The organism is Pseudomonas sp. Tri1, assembly GCF_017968885.1.
In the GTDB taxonomy this organism is placed as follows: Bacteria; Pseudomonadota; Gammaproteobacteria; order Pseudomonadales; family Pseudomonadaceae; genus Aquipseudomonas.
Window position 1 is genome coordinate 5,798,732 of the sequence record NZ_CP072913.1, and the last position, 18,349, is coordinate 5,817,080.

At 60.9% G+C, this 18,349-nt stretch carries 16 protein-coding genes; 5 read left to right on the forward strand and 11 right to left on the reverse strand.

Going from position 1 to position 18,349, the window contains the following annotated elements; genetic code table 11:
• Positions 1-10: 10 nt before the first annotated feature.
• Entirely contained in the window at positions 11-2,077 is a 2,067-nt protein-coding gene (locus J9870_RS25230) for a carbon starvation CstA family protein (protein ID WP_210641076.1), read from the reverse strand.
• 157 nt (positions 2,078-2,234) lie between these two features.
• Here J9870_RS25230 and J9870_RS25235 point away from each other — a divergent pair, with 157 nt between their 5' ends.
• Positions 2,235-2,591 (forward strand): PilZ domain-containing protein, encoded by a 357-nt coding sequence (locus J9870_RS25235; protein WP_210641084.1) that lies wholly within the window; start codon positions 2,235-2,237, stop codon positions 2,589-2,591.
• A 58-nt stretch (positions 2,592-2,649) separates the two neighbouring features.
• On the opposite strand, the gene radA is transcribed toward J9870_RS25235, so the two are convergent.
• From radA to J9870_RS25250, 3 genes are all read right to left on the reverse strand, one after another.
• Positions 2,650-4,017, reverse strand: a complete 1,368-nt coding sequence (gene radA, locus J9870_RS25240) for a DNA repair protein RadA (RefSeq protein WP_003185644.1) — start codon at positions 4,015-4,017, stop codon at positions 2,650-2,652.
• 42 nt (positions 4,018-4,059) lie between these two features.
• Complete coding sequence (locus J9870_RS25245; protein ID WP_246883162.1) at positions 4,060-4,587, reverse strand: ankyrin repeat domain-containing protein; 528 nt, start codon at positions 4,585-4,587, stop codon at positions 4,060-4,062.
• Between the two features lie 138 nt (positions 4,588-4,725).
• Positions 4,726-6,267 (reverse strand): catalase, encoded by a 1,542-nt coding sequence (locus J9870_RS25250; protein WP_210641086.1) that lies wholly within the window; start codon positions 6,265-6,267, stop codon positions 4,726-4,728.
• 281 nt (positions 6,268-6,548) lie between these two features.
• Between J9870_RS25250 and mscL the strand changes: the two genes are divergently transcribed.
• A complete protein-coding gene (gene mscL / locus J9870_RS25255) occupies positions 6,549-6,962 on the forward strand; it encodes a large-conductance mechanosensitive channel protein MscL (RefSeq protein WP_072411386.1) in 414 nt (137 codons plus the stop codon).
• 67 nt (positions 6,963-7,029) lie between these two features.
• Here the strand turns inward: mscL and J9870_RS25260 are convergent, their stop codons facing one another.
• Positions 7,030-7,806 carry a ferredoxin--NADP reductase gene (locus J9870_RS25260; protein ID WP_210641088.1) on the reverse strand — a complete coding sequence of 259 codons (777 nt, stop codon included), beginning with the start codon at positions 7,804-7,806 and terminating at the stop codon, positions 7,030-7,032.
• Between the two features lie 265 nt (positions 7,807-8,071).
• On the opposite strand from J9870_RS25260, the gene J9870_RS25265 reads away from it, so the two are divergent.
• Together J9870_RS25265 and J9870_RS25270 are read left to right on the forward strand one after the other, a co-directional pair.
• A complete protein-coding gene (locus tag J9870_RS25265; RefSeq protein ID WP_246883053.1) occupies positions 8,072-8,812 on the forward strand; it encodes an autoinducer binding domain-containing protein in 741 nt (246 codons plus the stop codon).
• 181 nt (positions 8,813-8,993) lie between these two features.
• Positions 8,994-10,118 carry a methyltransferase gene (locus J9870_RS25270; protein WP_210641090.1) on the forward strand — a complete coding sequence of 375 codons (1,125 nt, stop codon included), beginning with the start codon at positions 8,994-8,996 and terminating at the stop codon, positions 10,116-10,118.
• Positions 10,119-10,158: 40 nt separating this feature from the next.
• Here the strand turns inward: J9870_RS25270 and J9870_RS25275 are convergent, their stop codons facing one another.
• From J9870_RS25275 to J9870_RS25285, 3 genes are read right to left on the reverse strand one after another with little or no spacing between them, the layout of a single operon-like run.
• Positions 10,159-10,323: a DUF2474 domain-containing protein gene (locus J9870_RS25275; RefSeq protein ID WP_210641092.1), complete on the reverse strand. Its 165-nt coding sequence runs from the start codon at positions 10,321-10,323 to the stop codon at positions 10,159-10,161.
• 21 nt (positions 10,324-10,344) lie between these two features.
• Positions 10,345-11,352, reverse strand: a complete 1,008-nt coding sequence (gene cydB, locus J9870_RS25280) for a cytochrome d ubiquinol oxidase subunit II (protein ID WP_210641100.1) — start codon at positions 11,350-11,352, stop codon at positions 10,345-10,347.
• A gap of 3 nt (positions 11,353-11,355) precedes the next feature.
• Positions 11,356-12,792: a cytochrome ubiquinol oxidase subunit I gene (locus J9870_RS25285; RefSeq protein ID WP_210641102.1), complete on the reverse strand. Its 1,437-nt coding sequence runs from the start codon at positions 12,790-12,792 to the stop codon at positions 11,356-11,358.
• Between the two features lie 516 nt (positions 12,793-13,308).
• Here J9870_RS25285 and J9870_RS25290 point away from each other — a divergent pair.
• Complete coding sequence (locus tag J9870_RS25290) at positions 13,309-14,547, forward strand: MFS transporter (RefSeq protein WP_210641104.1); 1,239 nt, start codon at positions 13,309-13,311, stop codon at positions 14,545-14,547.
• On the opposite strand, the gene J9870_RS25295 is transcribed toward J9870_RS25290, so the two are convergent.
• The 3 genes from J9870_RS25295 to J9870_RS25305 are packed head-to-tail and all read right to left on the reverse strand — an operon-like array spanning position 14,544 to position 18,264.
• On the reverse strand, positions 14,544-16,745 hold the full coding sequence (locus tag J9870_RS25295) for a xanthine dehydrogenase family protein molybdopterin-binding subunit (protein WP_210641106.1): 2,202 nt from the start codon (positions 16,743-16,745) through the stop codon (positions 14,544-14,546). The genes J9870_RS25290 and J9870_RS25295 overlap by 4 nt on opposite strands.
• Entirely contained in the window at positions 16,745-17,743 is a 999-nt protein-coding gene (locus J9870_RS25300) for a xanthine dehydrogenase family protein subunit M (RefSeq protein ID WP_210641108.1), read from the reverse strand. The genes J9870_RS25295 and J9870_RS25300 overlap by 1 nt, the downstream gene beginning before the upstream one ends.
• Positions 17,740-18,264, reverse strand: coding sequence for a (2Fe-2S)-binding protein (locus J9870_RS25305; RefSeq protein ID WP_210641110.1), 525 nt, complete (start codon positions 18,262-18,264; stop codon positions 17,740-17,742). Before J9870_RS25305 ends, J9870_RS25300 begins: the two co-directional genes overlap by 4 nt.
• Positions 18,265-18,349 lie beyond the last annotated feature (85 nt).

Sequence of the window (18,349 nt, forward strand, 5' to 3'; positions counted from 1 at the left end):
AATCCTCGTTTCAGGCGTCCGGCACGGCCTGGAATGGCGCTTCTTTATCCGTGCGTTCCTTGGTGCCCCAGGCGGCGATGCCAACCTTGAGCGCGTAGAACAGGATGCTGAAGACCACGAACAGGAACAACACCGTCAGCGTTGCGTTGGTGTAGGCGTTGAACACCACGTGCTGCATCTGCTCGATGCTCTTGGCCGGGGCCAGGATCTGGCCGGCGGCCAGGGCATCGTTGTATTTGCGGGCCAGGGCCAAAAAGCCGATCGCCGGGTTGGCGTCGAACAGCTTGATCAGGCCTGCCGTGGTGGTGCAGATCAGCAGCCAGGCCGCTGGCAGCATGGTCACCCAGACGTAGCGCTGGCGCTTCATCTTGATCAGCACCACGGTGGCGAGCATCAGGGCGATACCGGCCAGCATCTGGTTGGAGATGCCGAACAGCGGCCACAAGGTGTTGATGCCGCCCAGCGGATCGATCACGCCCTGGTACAAAAGGTAGCCCCACATCGCCACACAACCGGCGGTGGCGATCAGGTTGGCCGGCCAGGATTCGGTGCGCTTGAGCGAAGGCACGAACGAGCCGAGCAAATCCTGCAGCATGAACCGCCCGGCACGGGTGCCGGCGTCCACTGCGGTAAGGATGAACAGCGCTTCGAACAGGATCGCGAAGTGGTACCAGAACGCCATGGTGTTCTCACCTGGCAGCACCGAGTGCAGGATCTGCGCGATCCCGACCGCCAGGGTCGGCGCACCGCCGGCACGGGCCAGCACGGTGGTTTCACCGATGTCCTTGGCCACCGCTTGCAGCGCCTCAGGCGTGATGGCAAAGCCCCAACTGCTGACGGTCTGCGCCACGGCCACCACGTCGCCGCCGACGATGGCCGCCGGGCTGTTCATGGCGAAGTACACACCCGGCTCGATCACCGAAGCGGCGACCATGGCCATGATCGCCACGAAGGACTCCATCAGCATGCCGCCGTAACCGATGTAGCGGGCATTGACTTCGTTATCCAGGAGCTTGGGCGTGGTGCCCGACGAGATCAGCGCATGGAACCCCGAGACCGCGCCGCAGGCGATGGTGATGAACAGGAACGGGAACAGCCCGCCCTTCCACACCGGCCCGGTGCCGTCGGTGAACTGGGTCAGCGCCGGCATTTTCAGCTCGGGCATGGTGACCAGGATGCCGATCGCCAGGGCGACGATGGTACCGATCTTGAGAAATGTCGACAGGTAGTCCCGCGGGGCCAGGATCAGCCACACCGGCAGCACTGCCGCGACAAAGCCGTAGCCGATCAGCATCCAGGTGATCTGGATCCCGGTGAAGGAGAAAGCCTTGGCCCAGACCGGGTCGGCGGCGATCTGCCCGCCCAGCCAGATCGAACCCAGCAGCAACAGCACGCCGATGAGCGAGATTTCCCCGATGCGGCCCGGACGGATGTAGCGCATGTAGATGCCCATGAACATCGCGATCGGGATGGTCGCCATCACGGTGAAGATGCCCCATGGGCTCTCGGCCAGGGCCTTGACCACGATCAGCGCCAGCACCGCGAGGATGATGATCATGATCAGGAAACAGCCGAACAGCGCGATGGTGCCGGGGATGCGGCCCATTTCTTCACGGACCATGTCGCCCAGGGAGCGCCCGTTGCGGCGGGTGGACAGGAACAGGACCATGAAGTCCTGCACCGCACCGGCCAGCACCACGCCGGCGATCAGCCAGAGCGTGCCGGGCAGGTAGCCCATCTGCGCCGCCAGCACCGGCCCGACCAGCGGCCCCGCACCGGCAATGGCCGCGAAGTGGTGGCCGAAGAGAATGTGTTTGTTGGTCGGGACATAGTCCAGGCCATCGTTGTTGAGCACGGCGGGGGTGGCCCGACGCGCATCGAGTTGCATCACGTTGTTGGCGATGAAGAGGCTGTAGTAGCGGTAGGCGACCAGGTAGATGGCCACGGCTGCGACGACGATCCAGAGGGCGTTGATTGCCTCGCCTCGGCGCAAGGCCACGACGCCCAGGGCGCACGCTCCTACGACGGCCAGCAGTAGCCAGGGTAGATGGCGCAGCAGGCTATTATTGTTTTTCATTTTTATATTCCAGCCAGGGTGGACAAGAAGGTAGCTATCGGAGTTTAGCGCTAACACGAGCAAAGGCCATACCTGACATTCGTCTACCAGCGGCCGAATGGTGACGATGATGCGCCAGCAGGGTCTATAGTCAGTGAATCTTCAGAGGGAACGCGTAATGAGCGATCGTCGCCGCTTCGTACGAATCGAATTTCATGCCAGGACCGAACTGAGCCAGACCCCATACAAATGGCCGGTAGAGCTGCTGGACCTGTCCCTCAAGGGCTTGCTGATCAAAAAACCCGAACCCTGGCTGGGGAATCCCGAAAAAACCTTCATTGCCGACATTCACCTGAGCAATGAGGTGGAAGTGCAGATGGAGGTTCGGTTGGCCCACGACGACCACGGCCACCTGGGCTTTGTCTGCGAGCATGTCGACCTGGACTCCATCGCCCACCTGCGCCGATTGGTGGAGCTGAACCTGGCCGATCATGATGAGCTGGAGCGGGAGCTGGCGGCGTTGATCCAGATCTGAATCAACGCCGATCCCTTTGTGGCGAGGGGATCTATCCCCTCGCCACAGGACCGCGGCATCACTCGAACAACGCATCCAACGCCTGCTCCAGGCGCGTCACGGCAATGATCTGCAACCCCGGCGGTGCTTCCTTCGGCGCGTTGCCCTTGGGCACGATGGCGCGCTTGAAACCATGCTTGGCCGCCTCCTTGAGTCGCTCCTGGCCACTGGGCACCGGCCGCACCTCGCCCGACAGCCCCACTTCGCCGAACACCAGCAGATCATGGGGCAACGGACGATTGCGCAGGCTGGACATGACCGCCGCCATCAACGCCAGGTCGGACGCGGTTTCCAGCACCTTGACCCCGCCGACCACGTTGAGGAAAACGTCCTGGTCGTGAGTCGGAATCCCACCGTGTCGATGCAGGACAGCCAGCAACATGGCAAGCCGATTCTGATCCAGCCCCAAGGTGACCCGGCGCGGATTCGCCAAGTGACTGTCGTCCACCAGGGCCTGAACTTCCACCAGCATCGGGCGCGTGCCTTCCCAGGTGGCCATGACCACGCTGCCCGGTACTTCTTCCTGGGCACGCGTCAGAAAAATCGCCGAAGGATTGGAGACTTCTTTCAGGCCTCTGTCAGTCATGCCGAACACACCCAGCTCGTTAACGGCGCCAAAGCGGTTCTTCACGGCTCGTAACAAACGCAGGCGCCCATCGGATTCGCCCTCGAAATACAACACGGTGTCGACCATGTGCTCCAGCACCCGCGGGCCCGCCAGCGCGCCTTCCTTGGTGACGTGGCCCACCAGGAAAATCGCCGTACCGCTCTGCTTGGCATAACGCACCAGCAACGCCGCACTTTCGCGCACTTGAGACACGCCGCCCGGCGCCGATTGCAGTTGTTCAGTGAAAATCGTCTGGATCGAGTCGATCACCATGACCTTGGGTTTTTCCAGGCGCGCCGTGGCGATGATGGTTTCGATGCAGGTCTCGGTCATGACCCGTAGTTGGTCCTGGGGCAGCCCCAGTCGTCGGGCGCGCATGGCGACTTGCTGTTGGGATTCCTCACCGGTGACATATAGCGCCGGCATGCGGGTGGCGAGGTTGCACAAGGTCTGCAGCAGGATGGTGGATTTGCCGATGCCTGGGTCGCCGCCGATCAGCACCACCGAGCCGTCCACCAGGCCGCCGCCCAACACGCGGTCCAGCTCACCGGACGCGGTGGAAAAGCGTGGGATTTCTTCAACGCTGACTTCGGCCAGGGTCTTGATCTGTGCCTGCTGGCCGGCCCAGCCCGTGCGACCGGTGGGCGCCGCCGCACCGCCGCTTTCCACCATGGTTTCGGTCAGGGTATTCCAGGCCCCGCATTCGCTGCACTGGCCGGCCCATTTGGGAAAGGTCGAGCCGCACTCGGTGCAGCCGTACATGCGCTTTGCCTTGGCCATCTGAACTCCGGGTCAAAACCGCGATGATAGCCCAGCCAAGGTTCACTGAGGGGCCGGCATTCTGATTTCACCCTTGGCCAGCCCCTCTGCGGTATTGCCCAACGGATCCTTGGCCTGCAAGTCGGCGCCCTTGGCCTTCAAGGCATCGAGCAATTCATCACGCTTGAACAGACCGGCATACATCGCCGCGGTCTGCCCGGCACCATTGCGTTGGTCCGGACTGCAATCGGTGGACAACAAACGGCGGGCAATCTGCACTTCACCCTTGAAAATGGCGCCCATCAGCGCCGTGTTGCCACGCTTGTCCTGGGCACAGGCATCGGCGCCGGCGGCCAGCAGTCGCTCCACCGCAGGGCCGTGACCGTGATAAGCGGCCAGGATCAGCGCGGTATAGCCCTTTTCATCCTGGGTGTTGAGCGAGTAACCGGCCTTGATGAAAGTATCGAGCATCGGCACGTCGCCCCGGCGGGCGGCGTCGAAATAATAGTTTTGCAACTGTTCTTGTACAGCAGCCGGGTCGGGGGGTATTGGCTGATCGGCCAGTACACTCATTGACCAGGTTGCGAGCATCGATAAAAAGAATTTACCCATCATGACGTCTCCCATGACTCAAGACTGTGGGAGCGAGCTTGCTCGCGATGCAGACGCTGCGGTGTACAGCCAGACCGAGTCGCCTGAATCGCGAGCAAGCTCGCTCCCACAGGTGGATCAGTCGCTCAGTTTTTCCGCCAGCGCCTTGACCCGGGCCAGATCGCCCTTGGCGACACGGGCCACGCCAGTGCCGTACTCAGGGTCAGCCTTGTAGAGGAACGACAGGATGATGTGCTTGCTCTCGTCATCGGTGGTCGCCAAAGAGCCGCCGAAGCTTTCGATCAGGTCATTGCGCTCCTTCTGGTTGAACGAGCGGTACAGGTCACCGGCCTGCTTGAAGTTCTGCTCGCGCTGGATCTTCGCCTGCTGGGTGCTGCCGGTCAGCGCGGCCTGGCTATAGCGCGCCGCTTGCGGTTCTTCGCGCGGCGTCAGGCGGCTCGGCTGGTAATTCACGCCGGTGCTGGTGCTGCCTGGGTTCATCGCACCGTCCTGGTTACCGTTGTTCACCGCCACCTTGGGCGCGTTGATCGGCAGTTGCAGGGCATTGGCGCCTATCCGGTACATTTGCGTATCGGCGTAGGAAAACACTCGCCCCTGGAGCAAACGATCCTCCGAAGGCTCGATGCCCGGTACCAGATTGGCCGGCGCCATCGCCACCTGTTCGGTTTCCTGGAAGACATTCGCCGGGTTGCGATTCAAGACCATTTGCCCGACTTTGCGCTCAGGCACACCTGGCCAGATTTTGGTCGCGTCCAGTGGATCGAAATCAAACTTGGCAAGGTCCTGCGGGTTCAAAACTTGAACGTACAAGTCCCACTTCGGGAAGTCGCCCTTATTAATATGACTGACCAAGTCATTTGTCATATGGCTGTAATCTTGCCCCTGAACTTTCACAACTTCTTTCGGATCGAGATTTTTCAGGCCCTGTAAACTTTTCCAATGAAACTTCACATAGTGAACTTCGCCCTTGGCATTAACCAACTTGTAAGCATGCACGCCGTTACCGTCCATTTCACGATAACTGGCCGGCGTACCGGAGTTGGAATACAGCTCCGTCAGGGTGCGGGTCGACTCTGGAACATGGGAAAAGAAGTCGAAACGACGCGAGTCATCGTCCAGGTTGGTTCGCGGGTCTGGCTTGAATGCATGAACCATGTCGGGGAACTTGATGGCATCGCGGATGAAAAAGGTCGGGAAGTTGTTACCCACCAGGTCCCAGTTACCGTCCGCCGTGTAGAACTTTGTGGCAAAGCCGCGGGGGTCGCGCAGGGTTTCCGGTGAATGATTGCCGTGCACCACGGCAGAAAACCGTACGAACACTGGCGTGACCTGGCCAGCGGCGAAGACCTTGGCCTTGGTCAGATCGCTGAGGTCGTCGGAAACCGTGAAGGTGCCATGGGCGCCGGTACCGCGGGCGTGCACCACGCGCTCCGGGATGCGTTCGCGGTCAAAGCGCTGGAGCTTCTGGATCAACTGCACATCTTGCAGCAGGGTCGGACCGTTGGGGCCGGCCGTTTGCGAATTCTGGTTGTCGCCGACGGCAGCCCCATTGTCTCGGGTCAGGGTGGCCGCGTTAACGGATAAGGACAGCAGGCTGGCGGTCAGCACAACGAGAGCGCGGCGGTGGGGAAAAGTCCCGCAGCCAAGGGAGATGTTCATAAGCATGTTCCTCTGATGTTATAGGGCGCATCCATGTGCGCCATCCAGAGGCTAGTGCCCGAAAAAGGAAAACCTAAATAGAAATGCCGTACCGCCACGATAGAAAAAACGTTGTGGGGGATTGCTCTGAAACCGCGTATCGCGCGCGATTGGTGGCACTTTGTAAACTTTTCATCAGGGACCGGGTCGATAACTGGAGCTTTGTAAGCAGGCGTTTCGAGCGCGACACGCCAGGCTGATTTACACTGCCAGCATCCACTTTCTGTCACAAGGAACAACACATGGGCGTGCTAAGCGAGTTCAAGGCCTTCGCGGTCAAAGGCAATGTCGTCGACATGGCCGTCGGGATTATCATCGGTGCCGCTTTCGGCAAAATTGTTTCGTCGTTCGTTGGCGACGTGGTCATGCCGCCGATTGGCCTGCTGATTGGCGGGGTGGACTTCAGTGACCTGGCCATCACACTCAAGGCCGCCCAAGGTGACGCGCCAGCCGTCGTGCTGGCCTACGGCAAATTCATCCAGAGCACCATAGACTTCATCATCGTAGCATTCGCCATTTTCATGGGTGTGAAGGCCATCAACCGCCTAAAGCGTGAAGAGGCCGTAGCCCCGAGCGCGCCGCCCGTTCCGACCAAGGAAGAACTGCTGCTGACGGAAATTCGCGACCTGCTCAAGGCCCAGAACGAGCGGCCTTGAGGGGCGCATCAATGCCAGTCGGACACTGACACCCTCGCCACAAGGGCTGTGCCTGATTGATTGAGCTTTACCAATAGTTTTCCACCGCCACCTGGCCTGGCCGACGGGTGAGGCTCAATTGAAGGCCCCTGGTCTTGAGCAGCTTGCGGGTGTCATCGATCATTTGCGGGTTGCCGCATAGCATCACCCGCGAATGCTCTGGCGTCAGCTCGACGCCAGCCACCCGCTCCAACTCACCATTCTCGATCAAAGTGGTGATGCGTCCGCTGAGCGCACCGGGGTGTTGCTCACGGGTCACGGTCGCGATGAAACGAAACTTATGGGCGTACTCGGCCAGGTAATCGCGTTGGGTCAACCCTTTGATCAGGTCTTGATACGCCAGCTCCTGCGCCTCGCGCACGCTGTACACCAGGATGATCCGCTCGAATTTTTCCCAGACTTCAAAATCCTGGAGAATCGACAGAAACGGCGCGACACCCGTGCCCGTGGACAGCAGCCACAAGTCGCGCCCGTCAACGAAACGATCCAGCGTCAGGTAGCCAAAAGCCTGGCGATCCACCAACAGACTGTCGCCTGGCTTCAGGCGGCTAAGCTCACTGGTGAATTCGCCATCCGGAACCACGATGGAAAAAAACTCAAGGAATTCGTCGAAGGGCGAAGACACCATGGAATACGCTCGCCAGACGGTGCTCCCATCCGCCTTGACGACGCCCAACCGGGCGAACTGACCGGCGCGAAAACGAAAGCCGCGATCGCGGGTGGTACGCAAAGTAAACAAATGAGACGTCAATGGCTGAACGTCGAGCAGGGTTTGGCGGGTGAACTTCTCTGCGCTATCGGTCATGAGCCACTCCACTGGGACAAGGCTCACAGTGTCCCGCAAACTGAGCCGCTAAACCACCAATAGCGAGTAGTGGCATTTAGTCATAAGTGCCCACCTCACTCGCCTGAAATCTTTCACTGGAATTATACAAGTCTAAGATGCTTGTAAAAATAAACAATTAAACAAACTGTTCCTGTGATGACTCGACTGTAAGCAAAAACAAAAAATCTAACTACAAGTTAGGAATAGTCCTACACTGAAAGTTCGCATCATGGATTGGATCCGCATGGACGAATCAACCCAGGAGAGAGCGATGGACAAGTGGAAGGACTTGCAACTGAGGAAGTTATCCTGTGAAAAAGACCTGCAGACAGCCTATCGGTTGGCCCTGAATTTCTTTAACAATCAGGGGTTTGAATATTGCGCATTTGCAGCCTATCTCGGGAGCCCCGACAACCACACCAACAAGGTGAACCTGAACAACTACCCGTATGGATGGGACAGGTTTTATGAACAGAACGGCTATGCTTCGAATGACCCAGTAATAGCACATTGCAATCAATCCCTTCTCCCCATCCTGTGGGATGAAAACGTTTTTGCCCAGGCCCCCAAGTTATGGCGCGAACTTAATCGACAGGGGCTCAAATATGGTTGGACCCAAGCCGTTCATGATGAGCAAGGTGCCCATTACAGCCTGTTCAGCCTCGCTCGCACTCATCGCGCCATCGATATCGAGGAGCATTATGGAAACCTCGGCTACGCCATCTTCGCCAGTCGAAAGCTGCATGCACTGGCGAGTAAAAAACTATCCGACACCGCCGCAGACACGCATAAATATCATCTGTCACCTCGAGAGATCGAAGTGTTGAGATGGTCCGCGGAAGGGAAGACCGCATCGGAAGTGGGCAGGATCCTCTGTCTCTCGGAGCGCACCGTGAATTTCCATGTCTGCAGTTGCATGCGAAAACTGAACGTCAGCAACAAAATTTCTGCAGTCGCCAAGGCGGCCCATATTCACGTGATCTGAACAGTGGACCCGTATTGCCAATCTTGAAAACCCGCGAGTAAAGCAGCGCAAAAAAACGTACCATTTACGGCTCCACTTGAATGATGCCGCTTCTTGCACGCGACGCAGTTCATTCAGGCGGTCCCGCCCAGACACCTACACCCAGGCAGCGGGACATTCGTTGATTTCCAGAGTCCCAGCCATGCCCTTGCTCGACAGCCCCTTCGCCCAACTTGACCTGATCCGCCAACCCGAGCAGCAGAACGAACCCCTGCAAGCCTTCGATGCAGCCGACGAATACCTGCTCGCGTATCTGGCCGAACAACACCCGGCCGTGGGTGCGCGAGTGCTGGTGCTCAACGACGGCTTCGGTGCCCTGGCCGCGAGCCTGGCCGGCAAGGTTGACGTCATCAGCAGCAGCGACTCATTCCTGGCCCTGCAAGCGCTGGAGAAAAACCTGGTGCGCAATGGCCGGTCCTTCGACGCGGTGCCAACGGTGCCGGCCAGCGCGCCACTGGCCGGGCCCTTCGATCGCGTGCTGATCAAAGTGCCGAAAACCCTGGCCTTGCTGGAAGAGCAACTGATTCGCCTGCAAGACCAACTGGCGCCCGGCGCCCAGGTGATTGCCGGTGCAATGGTCAAGCATCTGCCCCGGGCCGCCGGCGACCTGATGGAGCGTTACATCGGCCCGGTACAAGCCTCCCTGGCGGTGAAAAAGGCCCGCCTGTTGATCGCCACGCCGCAAGCCAAGCCGCCCGTCGTATCGCCCTACCCCACGCGTTATTGGCTGGACGAGCCAAAGATCGAACTGCTCAACCACGCCAATGTGTTCTGTCGTGAAGGGCTGGACATCGGCACCCGGGCATTCCTGCCGCATTTGCCAAAAAACCTGGGGGCGGCCCGGGTCGCGGACCTGGGTTGCGGCAACGGCGTGCTGGCAATCGCCAGCGCCCTGCAAAACCCCGAGGCCCGCTACACCCTGGTGGACGAGTCGTACATGGCCGTGCAGTCAGCGGCCGAGAACTGGCAAGCTGCCCTGGGCGAGCGCGAGGTGACCGTACGGGCCGCTGACGGCCTGGTCGGGCAGGAACCGCAGTCCCTGGATGTAGTGCTGTGCAACCCACCCTTCCACCAACAGCAAGTGGTGGGTGATTTCCTGGCCTGGCGGATGTTCCAGCAGGCTCGCGAAGCATTGGTGGTCGGCGGCGCGCTCTATATCGTCGGTAACCGGCACCTGGGCTATCACAGCAAACTGGCGCGATTGTTCCGCGGTGTCGAGCAAGTGGCCGCCACGCCGAAATTCGTGATTCTCAAAGCCCGGAAATGAACTGTCCCCTGTGGGAGCAACGCTTGCTCCCACAGGGAAATCAGTGGGTGGTCAGGCCTGCGGCATTCATGAACATCCGCATCAGGCTGGCGACGACAAACAGTGCCAGCACACTGCCGGTCCAGATCACCACCAGCCAGCCGAGCCGCTGCCAGAGCGGCTTGCGCTCGGCGGCTTCGATGTCTTTCAAATCAGGTCTGGCCATGCTCAACACCTCGCAGGTCGATCAATGGTAGCCATCGTCATGGGTCACCTTGCCGCGGAACACGTAGTAGCTCCAGAAGGTGTACACCAGGATCAACGGGATGATGAACAGCGTGCCGACCAACATGAAGCCCTGGCTCTGGGGCGGTGACGAGGCATCCCAGATCGAGATCGATGGCGGCACGATATTCGGCCACAGGCTGATACCCAGGCCGCTGTAACCGAGGAAGATCAGCACCAGCGTCAGGATGAAGGGGGTGTAATTGGCGTTGCGCGCCACCGCGCGGAACAACCCGTACATGGTCACCAGCACCAGGATCGGCACCGGCAGGAACCAGAACAGGTTCGGCAGGGTGAACCAGCGGGCCGCGATATCGGCATGGGCCAGCGGTGTCCAGATGCTGACGATACCGATCACCGCCAGCACCACGAACGCCAGCGGCCTGGCCAGGTCATGCATCTGTTCCTGCAACCTGCCTTCGGTCTTCATGATCAGCCAGGTACAGCCGAGCAAGGCATAGGCCGCGATCAACGCCAGGCCGCAGAACATCGTGAACGGCGTGAACCAGTCCAAGGAGCCCCCAGCGAACTGGCGATTGACCACCTCGAAGCCATCGATGAACGCTCCCAGCGCCACCCCCTGGAAGAAGGTGGCTGTCAGCGAGCCACCGATGAACGCCTTGTCCCACAGGTGCCGCTTCTCAGCCTTGGCCTTGAAGCGGAACTCGAAGGCCACGCCCCGGAAGATCAGGCCGATGAGCATCAGGATCAACGGCAGGTACAGCGCCGAAAGCACCACCGAATAAGCCAGCGGAAACGCCCCGAACAAACCGGCGCCACCGAGCACCAGCCAGGTTTCGTTACCGTCCCAGACCGGCGCCACGGTGTTCATCATCACGTCTCGGTCGCGCTCGCCCTTGACGAAGGGGAAGAGAATGCCGATCCCCAGGTCGAAGCCGTCCATGACCACGTACATCATGATGCCGAAGATGATGACCACGGCCCAGATCAGCGGAAGATCAATACCCATGACTCAATTCCCCTTGTTCGAGCGGTCGGTTTGGTCCACGCCTTCGCTGTCGTCGGCGGCCGACAATGGCCGGGCCGGCGTGCGCTTCTGGCCTGGGCCGCCATCGGTCGGCTCGGCTTCGTGGGCCTGCGGCCCCTTGCGCACCAGGCGCATCATGTAGCTCAAGCCGGCACCGAACAGCGCGAAATACACCACGACGAACAGCACCAGGGTGATGCTCATTTGCGCAAAACTGTGCCCGGAGGAAGCATCGGCGGTACGCATCAGGCCGTAGACCACCCAAGGCTGACGACCGATTTCAGTGGTGAACCAGCCCGCCAGGATCGCAATCAGCCCGGACGGCCCCATCCACAGCACCATGTAGAGGAACGGTCGGGACTGATAGATCCGATCCTTGCGACGCAGCCAGAGGCTGCACAGGCCGGTGAAGATCATCAGCAGGCCCAGGCCCACCATGACCCGGAACGACCAGAACACGATGGTCGAATTCGGTCGGTCCTCAGGCGGGAACTCCTTGAGGGCCGGCACCTGTTTGTCCAGGCTGTGGGTCAGGATCAAGCTTCCCAGGTAAGGAATTTCCACGGCGAAGCGGGTCTTCTCCGCCTTCATATCCGGCAGGCCGAACAGGATCAGCGGGGTCGGCTCATTGCCGACGTTCTCCCAGTGACCTTCGATGGCCGCGATTTTCGCCGGTTGATGCTTGAGGGTGTTAAGACCATGGAAGTCGCCGATGACTGCCTGGATCGGTGCCACCAGCAAGGCCATCCACATCGCCATCGACAGCATGCGGCGGATGGCCGGGGTATCGCGACCGCGCAACAGATGCCAGGCCGCTGACGAGCCCACAAAGAACGCCGTCGCGACGAACGCCGCCGTGGACATGTGCAGCAAGCGATAGGGGAATGAGGGGTTGAACACTACCGCCAGCCAGTCCACCGGGATCACCCGGCCATCAATGATTTCGTAGCCCTGCGGGGTCTGCATCCAGCTGTTGGAAGACAGGATCCAGAAGGTCGAGATCAGCGTACCGATCGCCACCATCACCGTGGAGAAGAAGTGCAGGCCACGGCCAACGCGATTCCAGCCGAACAGCATCACGCCCAGGAAACCCGCCTCGAGGAAGAACGCCGTGAGCACTTCGTAGGTCAGCAGTGGCCCGGTCACCGCCCCGGCGAAGTCCGAAAAACGGCTCCAGTTGGTGCCGAACTGATAGGCCATGACCAATCCAGACACCACCCCCATGCCGAAGTTGACGGCAAAGATCTTCGACCAGAAGTGATACAGGTCGCGGTAGGTGTCGTCGCGGGTCTTGAGCCACAGGCCTTCGAGCACCGCCAGGTAACTCGCCAGGCCAATGGTGATGGCCGGGAACAGGATGTGGAACGAGATGGTGAACGCGAACTGGATTCGGGCGAGATCGAGCGCCTCCAAACCGAACATAAGTCTTCCTCTGTCAGGTAAAACCGGCTGCGGGCGGGGCCTGCATCACAATCCCCAGGGATATGGAGTGCGATGCTTTTCAAATCGTTCTTTTTAAAACCGTCACAACGCAGGACTCTGGCCGGATGGCCGCCAGTCCAACACTGCGAAAGTGTGTTGATCTGGATCAAGCAATGATCAAAGAGTAGCCGCTTTATTGCCGATGAACGGCGTGGTCTTTTGTCGCGTGACAGGTTGTCTCAGAGGCTCAGGACATAAGTGAAGACTTTTATGGCGAGGGGATTTATCCCCGATCTGTGGGAGCAAGGCTTGCTCGCGAAACAGATCTCCCCGATCTCTGAAAGACCGCGTCGCCCTCATCGCGGGCAAGCCTTGCTCCCACAGAGGGATAAATCCTCTCGCCACGGGATGACCTGGCCCGAGATCGATGTTTGGCTAACTATTTTTTCCGGTAGCGCAACTTCCTGTTACAGCTCGGTGATAATCTCGTTGCCTTCATCTCCGGACCCGTCATAGATGCCCAGCCAAGCACCGCTGCTGCTCCGTCACCACCGCCCGTTCATCGCCTTCTGGCTGGCCCGGATATTCACCGCCAGCGGCTTCCAGATGCTCACCGTGGCCATCGGCTGGAACCTCTATCAACTGACCGGCAACGTCTTGGACCTGGGCCTTGTGGGCCTGGTGGAGTTCGCGCCCCGGGTGCTGTTCATGCTGCATACCGGGCACGTGGCCGACCGTTATGACCGGCGCAAGGTCGCGGCCATCTGCCAGTCGTTACAGGCGTTGATTGCTCTGTCGCTGGCGATCGGCAGCGCCACCGACCATGTCACGCGGGAGATGATCTTCATCCTCGCCTTCCTGCTGGGCGCCGCCCGTTCCTTCGAAATGCCGACCACCCAGGCGCTGCTGCCGAGCATCGTACCGTCGGCACTGTTTCCCCGGGCCGTGGCCGCCGCGCAGTCGGCCCAGCAGTCAGCCACCATTGTCGCCCCGGCCCTCGGCGGCTTGCTCTACGCCTTCGGCAGCACCTGGGTCTATGGGCCAACCGTGCTGCTCTACCTCATCGCTTGCTGCCTGATGCTCAACCTGCCCGCCCGGCAGACGCCCCTGAACAAAGGCAAGGCCACGATGGACTCGTTGCTGGCCGGGATTCGCTTCATTCGCAGCCGTCCGGACATTCTCGGGGCAATCTCCCTGGACCTGTTCGCGGTGTTGCTCGGCGGTGCGACGGCGCTGCTGCCGGTGTTCGCCAAGGACATCCTGCTCACCGGCCCCTGGGGCCTGGGCCTGTTGCGGTCGGCGCCCGCGGTCGGGGCCTTGCTGATGTCGCTGTGGCTGGCGCGATTTGCCGTGGAGCGCAAGGTGGGCCGGGTGATGTTTACCGCCGTGGGCGTGTTCGGCGTCGCCACTATTGCGTTCGGCCTCTCCACTTCGTTCTGGTTTTCCCTCGCGGTGTTGGTGGTACTGGGCGCGGCGGACATGATCAGCATGGTCATCCGCGCCTCCTTCGTGCAGTTGGAAACACCGGATGGAATGCGCGGTCGAGTCAGCGCGGTGAACGGGCTGTTCATCGGCGCCTCGAACCAGTTGGGCGAGTTCGAATCCGGCCTGACCGCCCACTGGTTCGGCACCGTGCCGGCGGTGGTCATGGGCGGAGTTGGCACGCTGCTGGTAACCGGGGCCTGGATCAAACTGTTCCCGACCCTGGCCAACCGCGACCGGATGCACGAACCGGCGGAAACCGCAAAAGCCTAGAGCAACTTGTCGAGGGTGATCGGAAAGTCCCGAACCCGTTTGCCGGTGGCGTGATAGATCGCATTGGCCACCGCCGCTGCCACACCGACGATACCGATTTCACCAACGCCCTTGGACCCGAGGGCGTTGACGATTTCATCGTGTTCATCGACAAAAACCACGTCAATATCGCCAATGTCGGCGTTAACCGGCAGATGGTACTCGGCCAGGCTGTGGTTCATGTGGCGGCCCAGCCCATGGTCGGTCAGGGTTTCTTCGTGCAGGGCCATGCCGATGCCCCAGACCACACCACCGAGAATCTGGCTGCGAGCGGTTTTCGGGTTGATCACCCGCCCGGCGGCAATGGCGCTGACCACCCGATTGACCTTCACCGTGCCCAGGTCTTCATCCACCCAAACCTCAACGAACACCGCCGAGTGGGTGGCGGCGGCGTAGGCCTGGCGCTTTTCGTCCGGCTCTGCAGTGACCTGGGCCTGCAGCGGTGTCTCGCCACTTTTTTGCCCCAACTCGGCCAAAGCGACGCTCACCTCGCCCAACCGCAGTTGGCCATCGGCAAACGTCACTTGCTCAAGGGTCGCGCCACTGAAGGCCGGGCACGTCTGCCGGGCCACGGCCAACAGCTTTTCCTTCAGGGCTTCACAGGCCTGCTGCACAGCAGTGCCCACCGATGAGACGGTGAACGAACCGCCCTGCAGCGGTGCTGTAGGCAACGACGAATCACCGAGGACAAAGCTGACGTCTTCAAGAGAAACACCCGACGCCTCGGCGGCGATCTGGGTCATGACTGTGTAGGTCCCAGTACCGATGTCAGTGGTGGCGCTGCTGACGGTCAGCTTGCCGTCAGCCCCCAGCGAAGCCTTGGCGCTGGCCTTCTGCTGCATGGCTTCCCACACGCCACCGGCCATGCCCCAGCCCACCAGTTGCCGGCCCTCACGCATGCTGCGCGGTTCCGGGTTGCGCTTGTCCCAACCGAAACGGCGGGCGCCCTGGGCGTAACACTCACGCAATTGCTTGCTGGAATACGGCTTGCCTTCGTTCTCGTTACGCTCGGCGTAGTTGATCAACCGCAGTTGCACCGGATCGATCGCCAGGGCGCAGGCCAGTTCATCCATGGCGCATTCCAGCCCAATCAGGCCCAGGGCTGCGCCAGGCGCGCGCATGTCCAGCGGCGTGTAGACGTCCAGCGGCACCAACTTGTAGGTCAGCGCCACGTTGTCGCAGTGATAGAGCATGCCGCTCCACTCCACCACATGTTCGGTGAAATCTTCGAAGCGCGAAGTCTGGGCGACAGCCGTATGGGCCACGGCCAGTAACCGCCCGTTGGCCGCCGCCCCCAGTTGCAAACGCTGCAAGGTGCGCGGTCGATAGCCGAAGGTAAACATCTGCTGGCGCGTCAGGCTGACCCGCACGGAGCGCTTGAGCGCCAGTGCCGCCATCACGGCCAAAGGCAATTGATATTGTGGCCGCAGTCCGGAACCAAAGGCGCCGCCGACATATGCGGCGAACACGCGCACCTGCTCTTTCTCGAGCCCGAACACTTTTTGCACATAGGCCTGGCAGTTTTGCGTGCCTTGAGTCTTGTCGTGGATGTGCAAGCTGCCGTCGGGTTGAAACAACACGGTAGAAGCATGCGGCTCCATCGGGTTGTGGTGTTCAATCGGTGTGCTGTAGGACACATCCACGCTGAGCGCCGCGCTGGCGTACTCACCCTGAAAATTCCCACGGGGCTTGGGCAGTTCGGCCGGAGCGCGATGGGCTTCGTTTTGCAGGATGGCCAGATCGGTCTGATGGTCCTGGGCTTCATATTCGATTTCGATCAGTGAGCCGGCATGGCGGGCCAGCTCAAGATTGTCCGCCACGACCAAGGCCAGGGGCTGGCCGCTGTAGAGGACCTGGTCGTCGTACAGCGGCCGGAACGGCGAACCGTCCGCAGCGTCAGCATCTTGGTAAGGTTCATCGTAGCTGGCGATCCTGGGCCGGTTGGTATGGTCGATCACCGCAACTACACCGGGCAACGCCAAGGCTCGCGAAGCATCGATGCGCAGCACGCGGCCACGGGCGATCGTGCCAGACACGACGCTGCCATGTAGCAGGCCGTCCTCGGGATATTCAGCGGCATAACGGGCCTGGCCCGTGACCTTGAGCAGGCCATCGACCCGGTCCAGTGGCTGCCCTATGGATTTGCTCGAAGCGTTCATCAGGCTTGCCCTCCCTGCGCAGCACCCAGTGCGGCATCGCTCAACGCACGGACAATCGCCCGGCGCGCCAGTCTGACCTTGAAACCGTTGTGCGCCAGCGGCTCGGCGCTTTGCAGCAGCGCATCGGCGGCAGCGGCGAACGTCTCGCGGCTGACGGTCTGGCCGGTCAGCCAACTCTCCACGGCCCGGTCGCGCCAGGGTTTGTGGGCCACGCCGCCCAGGGCCAGGCGCGCCTGGCGGATCACTGCCCCGTCCAGCTCCAGCGCCGCCGCCACCGACACCAGGGCAAAGGCGTAGGAGGCCCGATCTCGAATCTTCAAGTAGTGACTATGTTCGGCGAAACCGCGGGCCGGCAACTCGATGGCGGTGATCAACTCATCATCGGCCAATTGGTTATCCCGCTGCGGAGCATCACCGGGCAGACGATGAAAATCGGCAAACTCGATGGTCCGCGCCCCGCCTCGGCCCAGCACATGGACCACCGCTTCCAGCGCGGCCAGGGCCACGCACATATCGGAGGGGTGAGTCGCGACACATTGATCGCTGGCGCCGAAAATCGCATGGATCCGGTTCAAGCCATCCCGAGCCGGGCAGCCACTGCCAGGCTGGCGTTTGTTGCACGCGACGTTGGCGTCATAGAAGTAATAACAGCGAGTGCGTTGCAGCAGATTGCCGCCGGTGCTGGCCATGTTGCGCAATTGCGGCGAGGCACCGGCCAGGATCGCCTGGGACAGCAGCGGATAGCGGCGCTCGATCCAGGGGTGCCAAGCCAGGTCGGCATTGCTCACCAAGGCGCCGATCATCACCCCGCCGGATGGGGTCTCGCTGAGGTCCGCCAGGGGCAGCCCGGTAATGTCGATCAGGTGCTCGGGGCGCGTGAGGTTTTCTTTCATCAGGTCCAGCAGGTTAGTGCCGCCGGCAATGAAGCGTGAAACCGGGCTCGACAAGTCGACGGCGGCCTGTACGGTGGCGGGCTTGCTGTACTGGAAGGGATTCATTGATCACCTCCCGGTTGCTGGCAGAGCGGCAATGCCGCTTCGACGGCATCACAAATATTGGTGTAGGCCCCACAGCGGCACAGGTTGCCGCTCATCAACTCGCTGATCTGAGCGCGGGTCTGCGCCCTGCCTTCGTTGACCAACCCCACCGCCGAACAGATTTGCCCCGGTGTGCAATAACCGCACTGGAACGCGTCATGCGTGATGAACGCCTGCTGCATGGGATGCAATTGCCCATGGCTGGCCAGGCCTTCAATGGTGGTCAACTCGGCGCCGTCGCACATCACCGCCAACGTCAGACAGGCGTTGATCCGTTTGCCATCGCGCAGCACCGTACAGGCGCCACATTGACCGTGGTCACAGCCTTTCTTGCTGCCCACCAGGTCCAATTGCTCACGCAGCAGGTCCAGCAGCGTGGTCCAGGGCAGCACCTGCAGATCACGCACCAGGCCATTGAGTGTCAGACGGATAGGATGACGGGCGTAGGATGCCGGCGTCGCTTCGGACAGGGTCGCGCTCATGGAACACCTCACGGTTGGTCGTACTCGCGGCGTTTTGGGAAACCGCCGTCATAAGGGGTACGACTTCTGGGTGGGGTGAGCGTTC

Coding starts and splice junctions, on each gene's coding strand:
- J9870_RS25245 (WP_246883162.1), bottom strand. CDS start 4,587: ATGCTCGCAACCTGGTCAATGAGTGTACTGGCCGATCAGCCAATACCC.
- J9870_RS25275 (WP_210641092.1), bottom strand. CDS start 10,323: ATGGCCAGACCTGATTTGAAAGACATCGAAGCCGCCGAGCGCAAGCCG.
- J9870_RS25295 (WP_210641106.1), bottom strand. CDS start 16,745: ATGAACGCTTCGAGCAAATCCATAGGGCAGCCACTGGACCGGGTCGAT.
- cydB (WP_210641100.1), bottom strand. CDS start 11,352: ATGGGTATTGATCTTCCGCTGATCTGGGCCGTGGTCATCATCTTCGGC.
- J9870_RS25265 (WP_246883053.1), top strand. CDS start 8,072: ATGGACGAATCAACCCAGGAGAGAGCGATGGACAAGTGGAAGGACTTG.
- radA (WP_003185644.1), bottom strand. CDS start 4,017: ATGGCCAAGGCAAAGCGCATGTACGGCTGCACCGAGTGCGGCTCGACC.
- mscL (WP_072411386.1), top strand. CDS start 6,549: ATGGGCGTGCTAAGCGAGTTCAAGGCCTTCGCGGTCAAAGGCAATGTC.
- J9870_RS25235 (WP_210641084.1), top strand. CDS start 2,235: ATGAGCGATCGTCGCCGCTTCGTACGAATCGAATTTCATGCCAGGACC.
- J9870_RS25305 (WP_210641110.1), bottom strand. CDS start 18,264: ATGAGCGCGACCCTGTCCGAAGCGACGCCGGCATCCTACGCCCGTCAT.
- J9870_RS25300 (WP_210641108.1), bottom strand. CDS start 17,743: ATGAATCCCTTCCAGTACAGCAAGCCCGCCACCGTACAGGCCGCCGTC.
- J9870_RS25230 (WP_210641076.1), bottom strand. CDS start 2,077: ATGAAAAACAATAATAGCCTGCTGCGCCATCTACCCTGGCTACTGCTG.
- J9870_RS25250 (WP_210641086.1), bottom strand. CDS start 6,267: ATGAACATCTCCCTTGGCTGCGGGACTTTTCCCCACCGCCGCGCTCTC.
- J9870_RS25290 (WP_210641104.1), top strand. CDS start 13,309: ATGCCCAGCCAAGCACCGCTGCTGCTCCGTCACCACCGCCCGTTCATC.
- J9870_RS25285 (WP_210641102.1), bottom strand. CDS start 12,792: ATGTTCGGTTTGGAGGCGCTCGATCTCGCCCGAATCCAGTTCGCGTTC.
- J9870_RS25260 (WP_210641088.1), bottom strand. CDS start 7,806: ATGACCGATAGCGCAGAGAAGTTCACCCGCCAAACCCTGCTCGACGTT.
- J9870_RS25270 (WP_210641090.1), top strand. CDS start 8,994: ATGCCCTTGCTCGACAGCCCCTTCGCCCAACTTGACCTGATCCGCCAA.